Annotated in this window: 11 protein-coding genes; 3 read left to right on the forward strand and 8 right to left on the reverse strand. The window is 71.6% G+C overall.

The features are described 5' to 3' along the window. Positions 1-92: 92 nt before the first annotated feature. From ACGFNH_RS31285 to miaA, 5 genes are all read right to left on the reverse strand, one after another. Positions 93-1619, reverse strand: a complete 1527-nt coding sequence (locus ACGFNH_RS31285) for a M1 family metallopeptidase (protein ID WP_393659533.1) — start codon at positions 1617-1619, stop codon at positions 93-95. Between the two features lie 86 nt (positions 1620-1705). Beyond that, positions 1706-3898 carry a RelA/SpoT family protein gene (locus ACGFNH_RS31290; RefSeq protein ID WP_393659535.1) on the reverse strand — a complete coding sequence of 731 codons (2193 nt, stop codon included), beginning with the start codon at positions 3896-3898 and terminating at the stop codon, positions 1706-1708. Between the two features lie 147 nt (positions 3899-4045). Continuing rightward, complete coding sequence (gene dapF / locus ACGFNH_RS31295) at positions 4046-4948, reverse strand: diaminopimelate epimerase (RefSeq protein ID WP_393659537.1); 903 nt, start codon at positions 4946-4948, stop codon at positions 4046-4048. Positions 4949-5096: 148 nt separating this feature from the next. Further along, positions 5097-5618, reverse strand: a complete 522-nt coding sequence (locus ACGFNH_RS31300; RefSeq protein WP_393659634.1) for a hypothetical protein — start codon at positions 5616-5618, stop codon at positions 5097-5099. A 119-nt stretch (positions 5619-5737) separates the two neighbouring features. Beyond that, positions 5738-6676: a tRNA (adenosine(37)-N6)-dimethylallyltransferase MiaA gene (miaA, locus tag ACGFNH_RS31305; RefSeq protein WP_393659539.1), complete on the reverse strand. Its 939-nt coding sequence runs from the start codon at positions 6674-6676 to the stop codon at positions 5738-5740. A 182-nt stretch (positions 6677-6858) separates the two neighbouring features. Between miaA and ACGFNH_RS31310 the strand changes: the two genes are divergently transcribed. Together ACGFNH_RS31310 and ACGFNH_RS31315 are read left to right on the forward strand one after the other, a co-directional pair. Continuing rightward, entirely contained in the window at positions 6859-7074 is a 216-nt protein-coding gene (locus tag ACGFNH_RS31310; protein WP_393659541.1) for a gliding motility protein, read from the forward strand. A gap of 27 nt (positions 7075-7101) precedes the next feature. Continuing rightward, entirely contained in the window at positions 7102-7329 is a 228-nt protein-coding gene (locus ACGFNH_RS31315) for an antitoxin (protein ID WP_393659543.1), read from the forward strand. Between the two features lie 144 nt (positions 7330-7473). Here ACGFNH_RS31315 and ACGFNH_RS31320 read toward each other — a convergent pair whose 3' ends face one another. Together ACGFNH_RS31320 and miaB are read right to left on the reverse strand one after the other, a co-directional pair. After that, positions 7474-8187, reverse strand: a complete 714-nt coding sequence (locus ACGFNH_RS31320; RefSeq protein WP_393659545.1) for a class III extradiol dioxygenase subunit B-like domain-containing protein — start codon at positions 8185-8187, stop codon at positions 7474-7476. 116 nt (positions 8188-8303) lie between these two features. After that, positions 8304-9794: a tRNA (N6-isopentenyl adenosine(37)-C2)-methylthiotransferase MiaB gene (miaB, locus tag ACGFNH_RS31325; protein WP_393659547.1), complete on the reverse strand. Its 1491-nt coding sequence runs from the start codon at positions 9792-9794 to the stop codon at positions 8304-8306. A gap of 100 nt (positions 9795-9894) precedes the next feature. On the opposite strand from miaB, the gene ACGFNH_RS31330 reads away from it, so the two are divergent. Next, a complete protein-coding gene (locus ACGFNH_RS31330; RefSeq protein WP_393659549.1) occupies positions 9895-10893 on the forward strand; it encodes a TAXI family TRAP transporter solute-binding subunit in 999 nt (332 codons plus the stop codon). Positions 10894-11114: 221 nt separating this feature from the next. Here the strand turns inward: ACGFNH_RS31330 and ACGFNH_RS31335 are convergent, their stop codons facing one another. Then, complete coding sequence (locus ACGFNH_RS31335) at positions 11115-14159, reverse strand: alpha-mannosidase (RefSeq protein WP_393659551.1); 3045 nt, start codon at positions 14157-14159, stop codon at positions 11115-11117. Positions 14160-14336: the final 177 nt, after the last annotated feature.

Below are 14336 nucleotides of genomic sequence, written 5' to 3' on the forward strand. Positions count from 1 at the left end.
CTCATGGGTTCAACGCGGTGGAGGCCCGGAGGATTCCCCGGCCCGGCGCCGTGCTCCCGATACCGGAATCGTCGCACGGCGCGCCTGGGCCGTCACGCGGGTTTTCCGGGCGTTCCGGGCTTCCGGCCGGCCTGGTGCGGACCGGGGTGGGGCGCGTGGCCGGCCTTGCGGGCGGTCGAGCGGTCGGCCTTCCAGTCCGTATGCCCGGGCATCGGCGGCGTCGTCTCCCCGTACAGCCAGGACCGCAGGAAGGCCGACTGGTCACGCCCCGAGATCTCCGAGGCGAGTGCGATGAAGCCCTCGGTCGAGCCGTTGCCGTGGCGGTGGCGGGATGCCCAGGCGCGCTCGAGCCGGTCGAACGCCTTGGTCCCGATCCGCTGCCGCAGCGCGTACAGCACCAGGGCACCACCGTCGTAGACGATCGGCCGGAAGATGCTGATCTTCTTTCCGGGGGACGGCGGCTTGGGGGCCGCGGGCGGGCCGCCCTCGGTGCGCCACGCGTCGGACCGTGCGTATGCCCTGCGCATGCGCTCGGTCAGCGACACCCGGGAGACCTCGTGCGCGTACAGGGCCTCGTACCAGGTGGCGTGTCCCTCGCTGATCCAGAGGTCGGACCACTCGGCGGGGCTCACGCTGTTGCCGAACCACTGATGGGCCAGCTCGTGCACCATCACCGAGTCGACGTACGGCTCGGGGAAACGCGTATCCGTGAAGAGACCGCGCTCGAAGAGCGAGAGCGTCTGGGTCTCCAGCTCGAAGCCGGTCTGGGCGTCGGCGATCAGCAATCCGTACGCCTCGAAGGGGTAGCGGCCGACCTTCCGCTCCATCCAGGAGATCTGCCCCGGCGTCTTCGCCAGCCACTTGCCCAGGCGCTGGCGGTCGGCCGTCGGCACCACGTCCCGTACGGGCAGGCCGTGCGGCCCCTTGCGCCGCAGCACCGCGGACCGGCCGATGGAGATCTGCGCCAGCTCGGTGGCCATGGGGTGTGCGCTCCGGTACACCCAGGTGGTGGTCCGGCTGCCCCCGTCGCGGGAGACCGGCAGTCCGGCGGCGACGACGGTGAGGTCCTTGGGGGCGACGATGCGGAAGGTGAAGCGCGCCTTGTCGGCGGGGTGGTCGTTGGAGGGGAAGACGCGGTGCGCGGCGTCCGGCTGGTTCGCCATCGCCAAACCGTCCCGGGTGCGCACCCACCCGCCGTCGGCGCCGGTGCCGGGGTCGCTGGTGTGCGCGACGTTGACGTGCATCCGTGCGCCCGAGGCGATCGGTTCGGCCGGCGTGACGACCAGGTCCTCGCCGACGCTACGGAAGCGGGCGCGCTTGCCGTTGACCTCGACGGACCGCACCTTGCCGCGGGCGAAGTCGAGGTTGAACCCGTCGAGCCGGGACGTCGCGCGGGCGTCGATCGACGTGACGGCCTGCAGCGGCTTGGAGTTGCTGCCGGAGTAGTCGAAGGCGAGGTCGTACGCCTGGACGTCGTAGCCCGGGTTCCCGAGGTGCGGATAGAGCCGGTCGCCGATCCCCAGCGGGGCCGGTGCCGGCGTCCCGGCTGCGACGAGGGTGGCCATGGCGGCGGCTGCGAAAGCCACTCTGCGTGCCCTGCGATGCGGGGATCGGATCATGCAGTACGGCTATCAGCGCCTCCGGGCCCTCCGGCGGAGCCGCGCGCCGCACCCACCCGAAAGAGCGCGCCCGGGCCGTCCGGCGCTCAACTGCGCGACGAGCGGCTGTGCGAGCGTTCAGCGCTGTTGCGCGGTACGGCGGTGACGGCCCGCTGGGCGCGCGTCACGTCGTACACCCCGGGCACCTTGAGCATCGCGCGCATCAGGGCCGGCAGCCGCGCGGCGTCCGAGAGCTGGAGGGTGTAGGTGTGGCGGACGGTCTGCTCGCGCGGCGGCTCCACCGCGGCCGCGACGATGGCCGCGCCTTCGATCGCGATGGCCTCCGTGAGGTCGGCGAGAAGTGTCGGCCTTCCTAATGCCTCGGCGAGGAGGGTCACGCGGCAGTCCCCGGAGGTTCCGTCGCCGCGGCCGCGCCAGGTCACTCCGACCGGGTGCCGTCCCGCGACCTGCATACGGGCGACCGCGGGGCACTCGGTGCGGTGCACGGTGACGGCCCCGCCGCGGACGGCGAATCCGGTGACGGCGTCGGGTGGCACGGGAGTACAGCAGCGCGCGAGTCGTACCGTCGCACCGGGCATGTCGGGGACGGCGGCCACCGCCCTTGTGTCGCCCGGGACTTCCCCGGCCGCCTCCGCCACAGGACCGGGCCCGCTGGCGGCCTCGGCCGGAGCGACGGAGTCGGCGAGCGGAGCGTCGGGGTGAGCGGCGATCCAGCGCGTGATGCTGATCCGCGCCGCCGGTGTACGAGCGTGCTCCAGCCACTCGGGGGACGGGCCCGCGGCAGCGTCCGGGGCCAGGAGGAGCTGCAAGGTGTCACCGTCGGAGAGCATCGTCGACAGGGCGGCCAAGCGGCCGTTGACGCGGGCGCCGATGCAGGCGTGCGCGGCCTCGCCGTGCAGTGCGTAGGCGGCGTCCACGCAACTCGCGCCCGCCGGAAGCCCGAAGGCGCCACCGCCCGCGCGGAAGACCGTGATCTCCCCGTCCTGAGCGAGGTCGTCGCGCAGCGAACTCCAGAAGGTGTCGGGGTCGGGGGCCGACTGCTGCCAGGCGAGCAGCCGGGACAGCCAGCCCGGCCGCGTGGGGTCCACCCGCTCCCCGTCCTGGGCGCCCTCACCCATTGCGCCGCTCTCGCCGTCGGCGGTCGAGGTGTACGGGTTCCCCAGAGCGATCACTCCGGCCTCGGCCACCCGGTGCATCTGGTGCGTGCGGATGAGGATTTCGGCGACCTCGCCGCCGGGACGGGAGACGATCCCGGTGTGCAGGGACTGGTAGAGGTTGAACTTCGGGACGGCGATGAAGTCCTTGAACTCCGAGATGACCGGCGTGAAGCAGGTGTGCAACTCCCCCAGCACCGCGTAGCAGTCGGCGTCCTCGGAGACGAGCACCAGGACCCTGCCGAGGTCGGCGCCCCCCAGCTCGCCGCGTTTGCGGTGGACGCGGTGGACCGACACCAAGTGGCGTGGCCTGACGTGGACTTCGGCCCCGATGCCCGCCTCGCGCAGCACGGACCGTATGTCTTCGGCGATGACCGGGAGGGGGTCGGGGCGCTCCGCCTGGTCCAGGAGGAGGGCCCGGGTGAGCTGGTACTCCTCGGGGTGCAGGATGGCGAAGACCAGGTCCTCGAGCTCGGTCTTGAGGGCCTGCACGCCGAGGCGCTCGGCGAGCGGGATGAGCACGTCCCGCGTCACCCGGGCGATCCTGGCCTGCTTCTCGGGGCGCATGACGCCGAGGGTCCGCATGTTGTGGAGCCGGTCGGCGAGCTTGATGGACATCACGCGCACGTCGTTGCCGGTGGCCACGAGCATCTTGCGGAACGTCTCGGGCTCCGCGGCGGCGCCGTAGTCGACCTTCTCCAGCTTGGTGACCCCGTCGACGAGGTAGCCGACCTCCGCCCCGAACTCCTTCCACACCTGATCCAGCGTCACATCGGTGTCCTCGACGGTGTCGTGGAGCAGTGAGGCCGTCAGGGTCGTGGTCTCGGCGCCGAGTTCGGCGAGGATGAGGGTGACCGCAAGCGGATGCGTGATGTATGGCTCGCCGCTCTTGCGCATCTGACCGCGGTGAGAGGACTCCGCCAGGACGTAGGCACGGCGCAGCGGATCGAGGTCGGCGCGAGGATGATGCGCGCGGTGCACCTTCGCCACATGCTCGATCGCGTCCGGCAGACGGTCCTTCGGCGTGGGCCCGAGCAGGGCGGCACGGCCGAGCCTGCGGAGTTCGATACGTGGGCGGCCGCGCCTGCGGGCGGGATGACCTGGAGTTGGGTCCTCTAGGGTCATGGGCTCCTCCGGCGGCGTCGACCGGCGGACTCGCGTCACCCGGGCCTGCGCCCGACGCCCGGCCGGTCCTTGATGCTACCGAGCCCGTCGGCTTCCACCGAACCGGTCCCGTCCCATGCCAGGCGGACCACCCGTTCGAGCGAAGGTTCAGGCGAAAGCCCTTGCGACCCAGTCGGCTTCGATGAGGCCTTCGGCCACGAGGACGGCCGGACCCGTCATCTCGATGCGCCCGTCGGGGTGTTCGGAGATGACCAGGCTGCCGCCCGGGAGGTCGACGGTGTAGGTGACGGGCCGTCCGGTCACGGCCGGGTCTGCCCCGTCGCGACGCGCCGCGGCGACCATGACGGCGCAGGCGCCGGTGCCGCAGGAGCGGGTCTCCCCCGAACCGCGCTCGTGGACGCGCATCGCGACATGGCCGGGACCCCGGTCGACGACGAACTCCACGTTGGTGCCGTCCGGATAGGCGGAGGCCGGCTCCACGGGCGGGGCGGTGAACAGGTCGCCCGCGTGGTCCAGGTCCTCGACGAAGGCCACCGCGTGCGGGTTGCCCATGCTGACGTGACGGGCAGGCCAGTTCCGGTCCCCTACGGAGACCGTGACGTCACCCTCGGGGAGGACGGCCTTGCCCATCTCGACGGTGATGTCACCGGTCGCCCCAGTGCCGGCCTGTGCGGCGGCGGTCTTCGCGATGTGCACATGACGGACCCCGGCGCGCGTTGCGATCGGCAGGTCACCCTCGTCGACCAGTCCGGCGCGCTGGAGATAGCGGGCGAAGACGCGGACCCCGTTGCCGCACATCTCGGCGATGCTGCCGTCGCTGTTGCGGTAGTCCATGAACCACTCGGCCTCCGCGGCCATCCCCGCGGCATCGGGATGCGCGGCGGACCGTACGACGTGCAGCAGCCCGTCGCCGCCGATCCCCGCTCGCCGGTCGCACAGGCGCGCCACGGCGCCCGCCGACAGCTCCAGGGCGTTGTCGGGGTCGGGGATGATCACGAAGTCGTTCTCGGTGCCGTGCCCCTTGAAGAACGGGATCTGCGCAGTGCTCACCCCTCGATCGTACGGGTCCGGGCGCCGCGGGAGCCCATCGGTGCCGCGCGCGTCCGTACGGCGGCCCGTGGCGGCCATACGGAGCGCGAAGCGCTGCGGGGGGCAGAGGCCCGGGAGGGAGGAGCGGCGAGAGGTCAGGAGACCTGGTTCAGCGGAGCCGGGCCACACGCCAGATCGCGAGGGTGGCGATCGTCAGCACGACGATCGCGTACAGCCCCACGATGCGCCAGTCGGGGCGCTTGCCGGATCCGCGCGGCGGGAAGCCGGGCCAGATGAGACCGGCACGGCGGCCGGCCATCATGCCCCAGCCGGCGGCGCAACTGCTGATGAGCAGACCGAGCATCGCCACCACGGCTCCGCCGTCGCCGAATTCGAAGGCGAGCGGGAACGCGAACATCAGCGATCCTGCCGCGGCGAGACCCACGATCGGGGCGATCTGCCAGATCCGCAGCCGGGCGGGCGGCCGCAGTTCACGGAAGGACTCGCCGCCCGGGGTCCCGCTGTCGGGCCCGTCCGGCGTCAGCTGGTCCAGACTGAGCCCGTCCGGCGTCAACCCGTCCGGAGTGAGCCCGTCCTGGACCGGTTCGCCCGGCACCCGCTCACGGGGCACCAAGTCGCCCGACTGCTCCTCGCGCGGTGGATACGGCTTGTCGCGAGGGCCCGCCTCCATCGACACGCGCCCTCCCAACTCAGACATCACGCCGGACATCGCGGCTCGATCGAAGGTCGATGATGACACGCGGAAGGAGGCCCGGAAGACGCCCTGAGCGTCCCGATGCCATCACGTGATCAGGCTGTGACCGCTCGTTCGACCAACGTCAACGCCTGCCCGACGAGTTCCTGCCGCCGGTCGGCCGCCCCGCTGAGCCAGTGCACCCGCGGGTCGCGGCGGAACCACGAGTCCTGGCGGCGCGCGAAGCGCTTGGTGGCGCGTACGGTCTCGGCCCGGGCGTCGTCCTCGGTGCACTCCCCAGCGAGCGATGCGAGCACCTGCTGGTAGCCGAGCGCGCGTGAGGCCGTACGCCCCTCGCGCAGGCCGGCCGCCTCCAGAGAGCGCACCTCCTCGACGAGTCCCGCGTCCCACATGCGGTCCACGCGCAGCGCGATCCGCTGGTCCAGTTCGGGACGTTCGACGTCGACGCCGATCTGCACGGTGTCGTAGACGGCTTCGTGGCCGGGAAGGTTGGCGGTGAACGGGAGGCCGGTGATCTCGATGACCTCGAGCGCGCGGACGATGCGCCGCCCGTTGCTCGGCAGGATGGCGCGGCCCGCTTCGGGGTCGGCGACCGCAAGGCGGGCATGCAGCGCGCCTGCGCCCCGCTCCTCCAACTCCGCCTCCAGGCGCGCCCGTACGTCCGGATCGGTGCCCGGGAACTCCAGCGCATCGATGGCCCCTCGCACGTACAGCCCCGAACCGCCCACCAGGACCGGGGTACTGCCCGCGGCCAGCAGGCGGTCCATCTCCGCCCGTGCGCGCCGCTGGTACTCGGCGACGCTCGCGGCCTCGGTCACGTCCCAGATGTCGAGAAGGTGATGGGGTACACCCTGGCGCTCGGCGGAGGTGAGCTTGGCGGTGCCGATGTCCATGCCGCGGTAGAGCTGCATCGAGTCGGCGTTGACGACTTCGCCGCCGAAGTGCCGGGCGAGGGCCACCCCCAGATCGGACTTTCCGGCTGCGGTGGGTCCGACGACGGCGATGACCCGGGGCGGAGGTGCTGCACTTTTCACTGGCACAGTCTTGCAAACGTCCGGGCCTCTCCTCGAACGAGTGGCGTGACGGTCCGAGCCCGGGGTCGTTTCCTGTTGCGAGGTTCCGCACGCCGGTTTACCGGCCGGTGCCGCCGGGCGACGCCATGGAACGCCGCGGAAGGCGCGGGACCTCGCACACACGAGTAGTCTATGGAGTTGATATGGGCGTTTTTGCAAGGTTTCGACGTCGTTCGTCCTCGGCGTCAACGGAGCAGGCGGCAGCCGCCACTCCGACGGCGGAAACCGCAGAGGCTGCCGTAGAGGAGCCGACAGGAGCCGCGAAGCCGTCCGAGACGGCCGAGGGAGTCGAGATCCCCAAGCAGCAGTCCGCGGACGAGGCCGCCGACAGCGAGACCGGTGAGGGCGCCCGGAAGTAGTCCTGCTACAGGGAAGGTGGCCGGCCCATGGGGATGATGGACAAGGTCAAGGCCAAGCTCAATCGGGGCAAGGCCGAAGACGCCGCAAGCCAGCACCGGGACAAGATCGACAAGGGGATGGACACGGCGGCCTCGAAGGCCGACGAGAAGACCCACGGCAAGCACAGTAAGCAGATCGACACCGGTAGCGACAAGGCGAAGGAATCCCTCGACCGCCTCTCCGAGCAGCAGAAGGACGAGGGCAAGGGCACCTGACCTGCGACAGGATCGATACGGAGCACGGCCGCGAAGCGATGCGCTTCGCGGCCGTCCGCGCTCTGCGGCCTTGCGCGCCACGTCAGCACCGCGGCGCCCCTCCCGTACGCACGGAAGGGGCGCCGGCGGGCGTGGCAGGGGCCGCTACGACCAGGTCGCGACGAAGTAGCCGACACCGTACGGAGCGTCGTCGTAGAGCAGCCGGCCCTCGAGCCCCGCGCCTTCTCCCGCGCCCGCGAGCACCTGCCAGGCCGGGCGGCCTGCGGCCTGGACCTCGTAGGCCAGCTCCTCGTCGAGCGCGAGCAGGGCCGCGGAATCGGCCTCGGCCAGGGCCCGGGCAGCGCCCGCGTCGAACCCGGCGGCACGTTCGTCGAGGTAGCCGGGCGCCTTGAGGGTCCGGCAGGCGCTGCCGTCCCCCATGATCAGGAGAGCGACGCGTTCGGCGCCTGCGGCCACCTGGCGCCCCGTCTCGGCGCAGCGGTCGGCGGCGAGCGGTTCGCCGATTCCGAGCCCTTCGACGGGTGAGGCGTCCCAGCGGGCGCGTTCCAGCAGCCAGGCGGCCACGGCGAGCGAGGGCGGCAGTTCGGGCATTCCGGCGGCGCTGTCACCCGCGCCGAGGCGCACCTCCACGTCGACCCCGTAGCCGCGGAACGACCCGGCCGAACCCTGAGGGTGCGGGCCGCGCCCGTCCCGGTCGGCGGGCCCGACCACGAGCAGGCGTTCAGGGCGGGCGGCGGCGAGCGCGCCGAGAGCGTCGGAGCAGGCTGCGCGGAGCGAGTCGAGCTCCGGGGCGGCGCCTGCGGCCACCTCGGGGACGAGCAGGGGCGGCGCGGGACATACAGCGGCTGCGGCAAGCATGTCCCGCACCTTAACGCCCGACGGACGGCGCCTCGCGTTCCCCGGCGCCGCCTGTTGCCGGTCGCCGCGCGCGACGGATGATCAACGGACCGGCAGCCCGGCGGAGGGCCGAACGGTCAGTCGTCGCGGCCGCAGACCGACACGGGGGCGGGGGCGGGTGCCGGGGCGCCGATGGTCGGCAGGCCCAGCATGACGCCGCTCGGGGCCGGCGGGGCGGCGTTGCGACGCTCCCAGGCGTCGCCCGCCCCGGTGCGGCGGACACCCTTGGCCGGGCCCTCGGCCAGCAGGTGGTGCGGCGCGGCGTAGGTGATCTCGACCTCTACGACGTCGCCCGGGCGCACCGGCTCATCGGGGCGGGCGAAGTGGACGAGCCGGTTGTCGGGGGCGCGGCCGGAGAGGCGGTGCGTGGCGTCGTCCTTGCGCCCCTCGCCCTCGGCGACGAGGACCTCCAGGGTCCGGCCGACCTGCTGCTTGTTCTCCGCCCAGGAGATCTCCTCCTGCAGCGCCACGAGGCGCTCGTAGCGCGCCTGGACGACCTGCTTCGGGATCTGTCCGTCCATCTCGGCGGCCGGGGTTCCGGGGCGCTTGGAGTACTGGAACGTGAAGGCCTGCGCGAAGCGCGCCTCCCGCACCACGTGCATGGTCTGCTCGAAGTCCTCCTCGGTCTCGCCGGGGAAGCCCACGATGATGTCGGTGGAGATGGCGGCGTCCGGCATCGCGGCCCGCACCTTCTCGATGATCCCGAGGTAGCGGTCCTGGCGGTACGAGCGGCGCATCGTCTTGAGCACGGCGTTCGAGCCGGACTGCAGGGGCATGTGGAGCTGCGGCATGACGTTCGGCGTCTCGGCCATGGCGGCGATCACGTCGTCGGTGAAGTCCCGCGGATGGGGCGAGGTGAAGCGCACACGCTCCAGGCCCTCGATCCTTCCGCAGGCGCGCAGCAGCTTGGAGAAGGCCTCGCGGTCGCCGATGTCGGAGCCGTACGCGTTGACGTTCTGGCCGAGCAGCGTGATCTCGGAGACGCCCTCGGCGACCAGCGCCTCGACCTCGGCGAGGATGTCGCCGGGCCGCCGGTCCTTCTCCTTGCCGCGGAGCGCCGGGACGATACAGAACGTGCAGGTGTTGTTACAACCGACCGAGATGGACACCCAGGCCGCGTAGGCGGATTCGCGGCGGGTGGGGAGTGTGGAGGGGAAGGCTTCAAGGGACTCGGCGATCTCGACCTGCGCCTCTTCCTGGACGCGGGCGCGCTCCAGCAGCACGGGCAGCTTGCCGATGTTGTGGGTGCCGAAGACGACGTCGACCCATGGCGCCTTCTTGACGATGGTGTCGCGGTCCTTCTGCGCGAGGCAGCCGCCGACAGCGATCTGCATGCCGGGCCGCTTGGCCTTGACCGGCGCCAGCCGGCCGAGGTTGCCGTAGAGCCGGTTGTCCGCGTTCTCCCGCACCGCACAGGTGTTGAAGACGACGACGTCGGCCTCGCCCTCGCCGGTGCCCTCGGGCGCACGGACGTAGCCGGCGTCCTCCAGCAGACCGGAGAGCCGCTCGGAGTCATGGACATTCATCTGGCACCCGTAGGTGCGCACCTCGTAAGTCTTCGCGCTCATCTCGCCCACCAGGGTACGTGCTCGCGCCTCGGGCCCTGCCCCGCCTCAGATTATCCACAGGCCTGGCCCGTCCGGCGAGCGAGCTGGCAGGATCGCCCGCATGGAAACGCCACATATCCGCATTGGCAAAGTTCGCGCCGTCGAGGCCGCGGTCGCGGCCGTCGTCGCGCTCGGGCTGCTGCTGTGGTGGCTGCTGCCCATCGGCGAGACTCAGCCTCCTCGCGGGACGGTCTCGTTCGCGACGGGCGTGCCCACGGGGGTCTATGCGCGCTATGGCGAGCTGCTGCAGAGGAGCATGGCCAAGGACCTCCCCGATGTCGATGTGCGGCTGGATTCCAGCGAAGGATCGGTGCAGAACATCAAGCGGCTTGTGTCCGGCGACGCGAGCTTCAGCATCGCCGCGGCGGACGCGGTCGCGGCGTACATCGACCAGGGGGGCAAGGACGCCGACCGCCTGCGGGCGTGCGCGCGGCTCTACGACGACTACATGCAGCTCGTGGTCCCTGCCGGTTCGGGTGTGCTGAGCGCAGCCGATCTCAAGGGGAAGCGGGTCGCCGTCGGGCAGAAGGGCTCGGGGGTGAGCCTGATAACGGGGCGGCTGCTGAAGGCGGCGGGTCTCGACCCGGCGAAGGACATCGAGCCCGTGGCGGTGGGCATCGACAAGATGCCCGACCTGCTGCGGCAGGGGAAGATCGACGCCTTCTTCTGGTCCGGCGGGCTGCCGACACAGGCGGTCTCCCATCTCGCCGACGACTTCGATATACGGCTGGTCCAGCTCGGTGACCTCGTCGACGAGCTGCACGCCCAGGGCCCCACGGGGCGGCACTACCGGGCCGCGGTGATGCCGGCGGACGCGTACCCCGAGGCGCAGAACGGGAAGGCGGTGCGGACCTTGGCGGTGGCGAATCTGCTGGTGACCACGGACCGTGCCGAGCCGGGGCTGACCGAGGGCATCACGCGCACGGTCATCGGGAGCCGGGACCGCATAGGCAGCCAGGTCCATGCGGCGCAGCTCGTGGACCTGCGGACGGCGATCTTCACCGATCCGCTGGAGCTGCACGAGGGCGCCCGCCGCTACTACCGCTCGGTCAAGCCCTGACCGGTACGGGTCTGCGCGCTCAGGTCACTTCCCGCCTCCGGAGGCGTCCGGTGACGGAGTCGGACAGCCGGTGACGGCCGCCTGTGCGGGCGTCGGTGCGATGCGCGGTGCGCGGTCGTGGAGTCTCAGTCCTCGGTCCTCGGGTGTGAGCCCGGGACCCTGCCGGGTCCGTACGGCCTGCCCCGGTGGGCGTGCCGTACGGACCACGGAGGGGGCGGCGATCAGGCCCGCGCGAGAGAGAAGCGGAGCGTGACGAGCTCGAAGGGGCGCAGGGACAGTGTCACCGCGCCGTCCTCCAGCCGCGGGCTCTGATCGGAGGCGTCCATGACCGCGCGTTCAAGGAGATCGGTCGCGACGACGCCCGTCGCCTCGAAGCCGGGGGTCACCCGGGCCACGGCGCGCCCGCCCTGCGACTCGTACGCCCGGACGACGACGTCGCCGCTGCCGTCGTCGGCCAGCTTGACGGCGGTGACCACCACCGCGTCGTGGTCGACGGTGACAAGGGGAGCGACGTCGGCGTCACCGGGGACGCGACGCTCGGGGAGGTTGACGCGGTAGCCCTCGCGGACCGCGTCGCCGATGCCCGCGCCCGGCACGAGGGCGTGGCGGAAGCGGTGCATGCCCTGGTCGGTCTCGGGGTCGGGGAAGCGCGGGGCGCGAAGCAGGGAGAGGCGGACTGTGGTGGTCGTCCCCCGGTCGTCGCGGATGGCCCGGGTGACGTCGTGGCCGTACGTCGAGTCGCTGACCAGGGCGACGCCCCAGCCGGGCTCCTCGAGATGAACGAAGCGGTGGTTGCAGGCCTCGAACTTGGCTGCTTCCCAACTGGTGTTGGTGTGAGTCGGACGGAAGAGGTGGCCGAATTGGGTCTCGGAGGCGTACCGGTCGGCGTGCAGATCGACCGGGAAGGACGCTTTGAGGAACTTCTCCGTCTCGTGCCAGTCGACCTCGGTGTCGATGTCGAGCCGCTTCTCGCCCGCCTCCAGGGTCAGGACCTGGGTGGCCTTCGAGTCGCCGAACGACCGGACCACGCGGACCGCTACCGCCTCCCGGCCGTCGGCGGCCACCGTGACCTCGTCGGCGTCCACGAGGTCGGTGACGGTGTTGCGGTAGAAGGCGTCCACGTCCCAGGCGTCCCACATATTGGGGAAGTCGGGGTGGAGCTGAAGCAGATTCGCTGCCTGTCCGGGGGCGACGGTCTCCCGCCCGGAGGCCAGGTCGTACGCGGAGAGGACGAGACCGCGCTCGTCGATCTCCACCCGCAGGAGGCCGTTGTCAAGGACGTAACCGCCGCTCGGCCGTGGGGTGACGGCCGCCCGGCTCCCGGCCGGTGCGCTCGGTGCGGCGCCGCCCGCGAGCACACCGCCGCGGGGGTGCGGCGCCGCGTTGAAGACGAGTTCACCGCCCGAGGCGGCGTCGCCCGCGAGCGCGCGCTGGGCCCCGGCAATGATCCCGTTCAGCTCCTCGGCCACGGTGGCGTACGTCTTCTCGGCCTCGCGGTGCACCCAGGCGATCGACGAGCCCGGAAGGATGTCGTGGAACTGGTGCAGCAGGACGGTCTTCCAGATCCGGTCCAACTGCTCGTACGGGTAGGCGCATCCGTTCCGTACGGTCGCCGTGGCGGCCCACAGTTCGGCCTCGCGCAGGAGGTGCTCGCTGCGCCGGTTGCCCTGCTTGGTCCGCGCCTGGCTGGTGAGAGTGGCGCGGTGCAGCTCCAGGTACAGCTCACCGACCCACACCGGCGGATTCTCGTACTCGGCCTCCGCCTTGGCGAAGAACGCGGCCGGCCGCTCCCAGACGACCTGCGCCGAGCCGTCGAGGTCCCGGAGCCGGGCGGCCTTGGCCACCATCTCGCGGGTGGTGCCGCCTCCGCCGTCGCCCCAGCCGGTGGGGGCCATGGAGTGGCGTGCCGAGCCCTTGTCCCTGAAGTTGCTGACGGCGTGGGCGATTTCATGGCCGTGCATCGAGCAGTTGTAGGTGTCGACCGGCGGGAAGTGGGTGAAGATCCGGGTGCCGTCGATGCCCTCCCACAGGAAGGTGTGGTGCGGGAACTTGTTGATCTGGCTCCAGGAGATCTTCTGGGTGAGCAGCCACTTCGCCCCGGCGGCCTTGATGATCTGCGGCAGACCGGCCGCGAATCCGAAGGTGTCGGGCAGCCATGCCTCGTCGTTCTCGACGCCGAACTCGTCGATGAAGAAGCGCTTGCCGTGGACGAACTGCCGTGCCATCGCCTCGGACCCCGGCATGTTGGTGTCGGACTCCACCCACATGCCTCCGGCCGGCACGAACCGGCCGTCGGCCACGGCCTTCTTCACCTTCGCGTAGACCTCGGGCCGGTGCTCCTTGATCCAGGCGAACTGCTGAGCCTGCGACATGGCGAAGACGAAGTCCGGCTCGTCCTCGATCAGGGCGGTCATGTTGGAGGCGGTGCGGGCGACCTTGCGTACGGTCTCGCGCAGCGGCCACAGCCACGCGGAATCGATGTGGGCGTGGCCGACGGCGCTGATCCGGTGCGCGGACGGCTGGGCCCGGGTGTTCAGCACGCCCTCGAGCTGCTTGCGCGCGGCTGCCGCGGTACCGCCCACGTCCTGCAGATCGATGACGTCGAGGGCCCGGCCGATGGCGCGCAGCAGGTCCCAGCGGCGGGCCCCCTCGACCGGCAGCTCGTGCATCAGCTCGCCCAGGACTTCCAGGTCCTGGACGAGCGCCCACACGGTCTCGTCGAAGACCGCGAGATCCATGCGGGCGATGCGGTAGAGCGGGGCTGTGCCGGCCGTCTCCTTCTCTCCCAGGTGGGTCGGACGGAACGGGTTGTCGCCCAGGATCACGGGGTTGGAGGCGGCCTCCAGGTGCCACAGCACCTCCTCGCCACCGGCCACGGGCGAGCCCACCCGCACCCACTGGTTGCGGGGGTTGAGGCCCTTCACCGGTGTCCCGTCGGGGCGGTAGACGAGGGCCTCGCACTGGAAGCCGGGCATCCGCTCGTCGAAGCCCAGGTCCAGCAGGGCCTCGACCGTCTTCCCAGCCCACTCCTCCGGCACTCTGCCGGAGACCCGGAACCAGGTGGTGCCCCACGGCGCACCCCACTGGTCCCCCGCGGACACCGGGGTGTGCTCGGCGGCAAGGCCCTCGGAGACCGGCACGGGCTCGCCGGGTGCCACCCAGGCGGCCACATCCAGCGGCACCGACGCGGAGTAGAGGGCGGGGCGGATGCGCTCTTCGAGGACGCGTCCCAGCCGGGCTTCGATCAGCTTGCGGTCGTCGTGCATGGGAGAAGGCTCCGTAACTGCCGGTCGGCTGTGCGGGCTCGTGACGTTCGGACGGCGAAGGTTCGGGGCGGTCGGGAGTCGGAGGTCCGGGGGATGCCGGGAGCGAAGGTCCGGAAGGACGGTCGTGGCGTGCGGGAGTTCGTGACGTGTGCGGGGCACGGGCTCGTACGGTCCGGT

The organism is Streptomyces sp. NPDC048639 (assembly GCF_043199075.1).
Classification (GTDB): domain Bacteria; phylum Actinomycetota; class Actinomycetes; order Streptomycetales; family Streptomycetaceae; genus Streptomyces.

Bases quoted from the DNA above. Each gene is read 5' to 3' on its own strand.
- ACGFNH_RS31285 (WP_393659533.1), bottom strand. From the start codon at position 1,619: ATGATCCGATCCCCGCATCGCAGGGCACGCAGAGTGGCTTTCGCAGCC.
- ACGFNH_RS31290 (WP_393659535.1), bottom strand. From the start codon at position 3,898: ATGACCCTAGAGGACCCAACTCCAGGTCATCCCGCCCGCAGGCGCGGC.
- ACGFNH_RS31300 (WP_393659634.1), bottom strand. From the start codon at position 5,618: ATGGAGGCGGGCCCTCGCGACAAGCCGTATCCACCGCGCGAGGAGCAG.
- ACGFNH_RS31310 (WP_393659541.1), top strand. From the start codon at position 6,859: ATGGGCGTTTTTGCAAGGTTTCGACGTCGTTCGTCCTCGGCGTCAACG.
- ACGFNH_RS31315 (WP_393659543.1), top strand. From the start codon at position 7,102: ATGGGGATGATGGACAAGGTCAAGGCCAAGCTCAATCGGGGCAAGGCC.
- ACGFNH_RS31320 (WP_393659545.1), bottom strand. From the start codon at position 8,187: ATGCTTGCCGCAGCCGCTGTATGTCCCGCGCCGCCCCTGCTCGTCCCC.
- miaB (WP_393659547.1), bottom strand. From the start codon at position 9,794: ATGAGCGCGAAGACTTACGAGGTGCGCACCTACGGGTGCCAGATGAAT.
- ACGFNH_RS31330 (WP_393659549.1), top strand. From the start codon at position 9,895: ATGGAAACGCCACATATCCGCATTGGCAAAGTTCGCGCCGTCGAGGCC.
- ACGFNH_RS31335 (WP_393659551.1), bottom strand. From the start codon at position 14,159: ATGCACGACGACCGCAAGCTGATCGAAGCCCGGCTGGGACGCGTCCTC.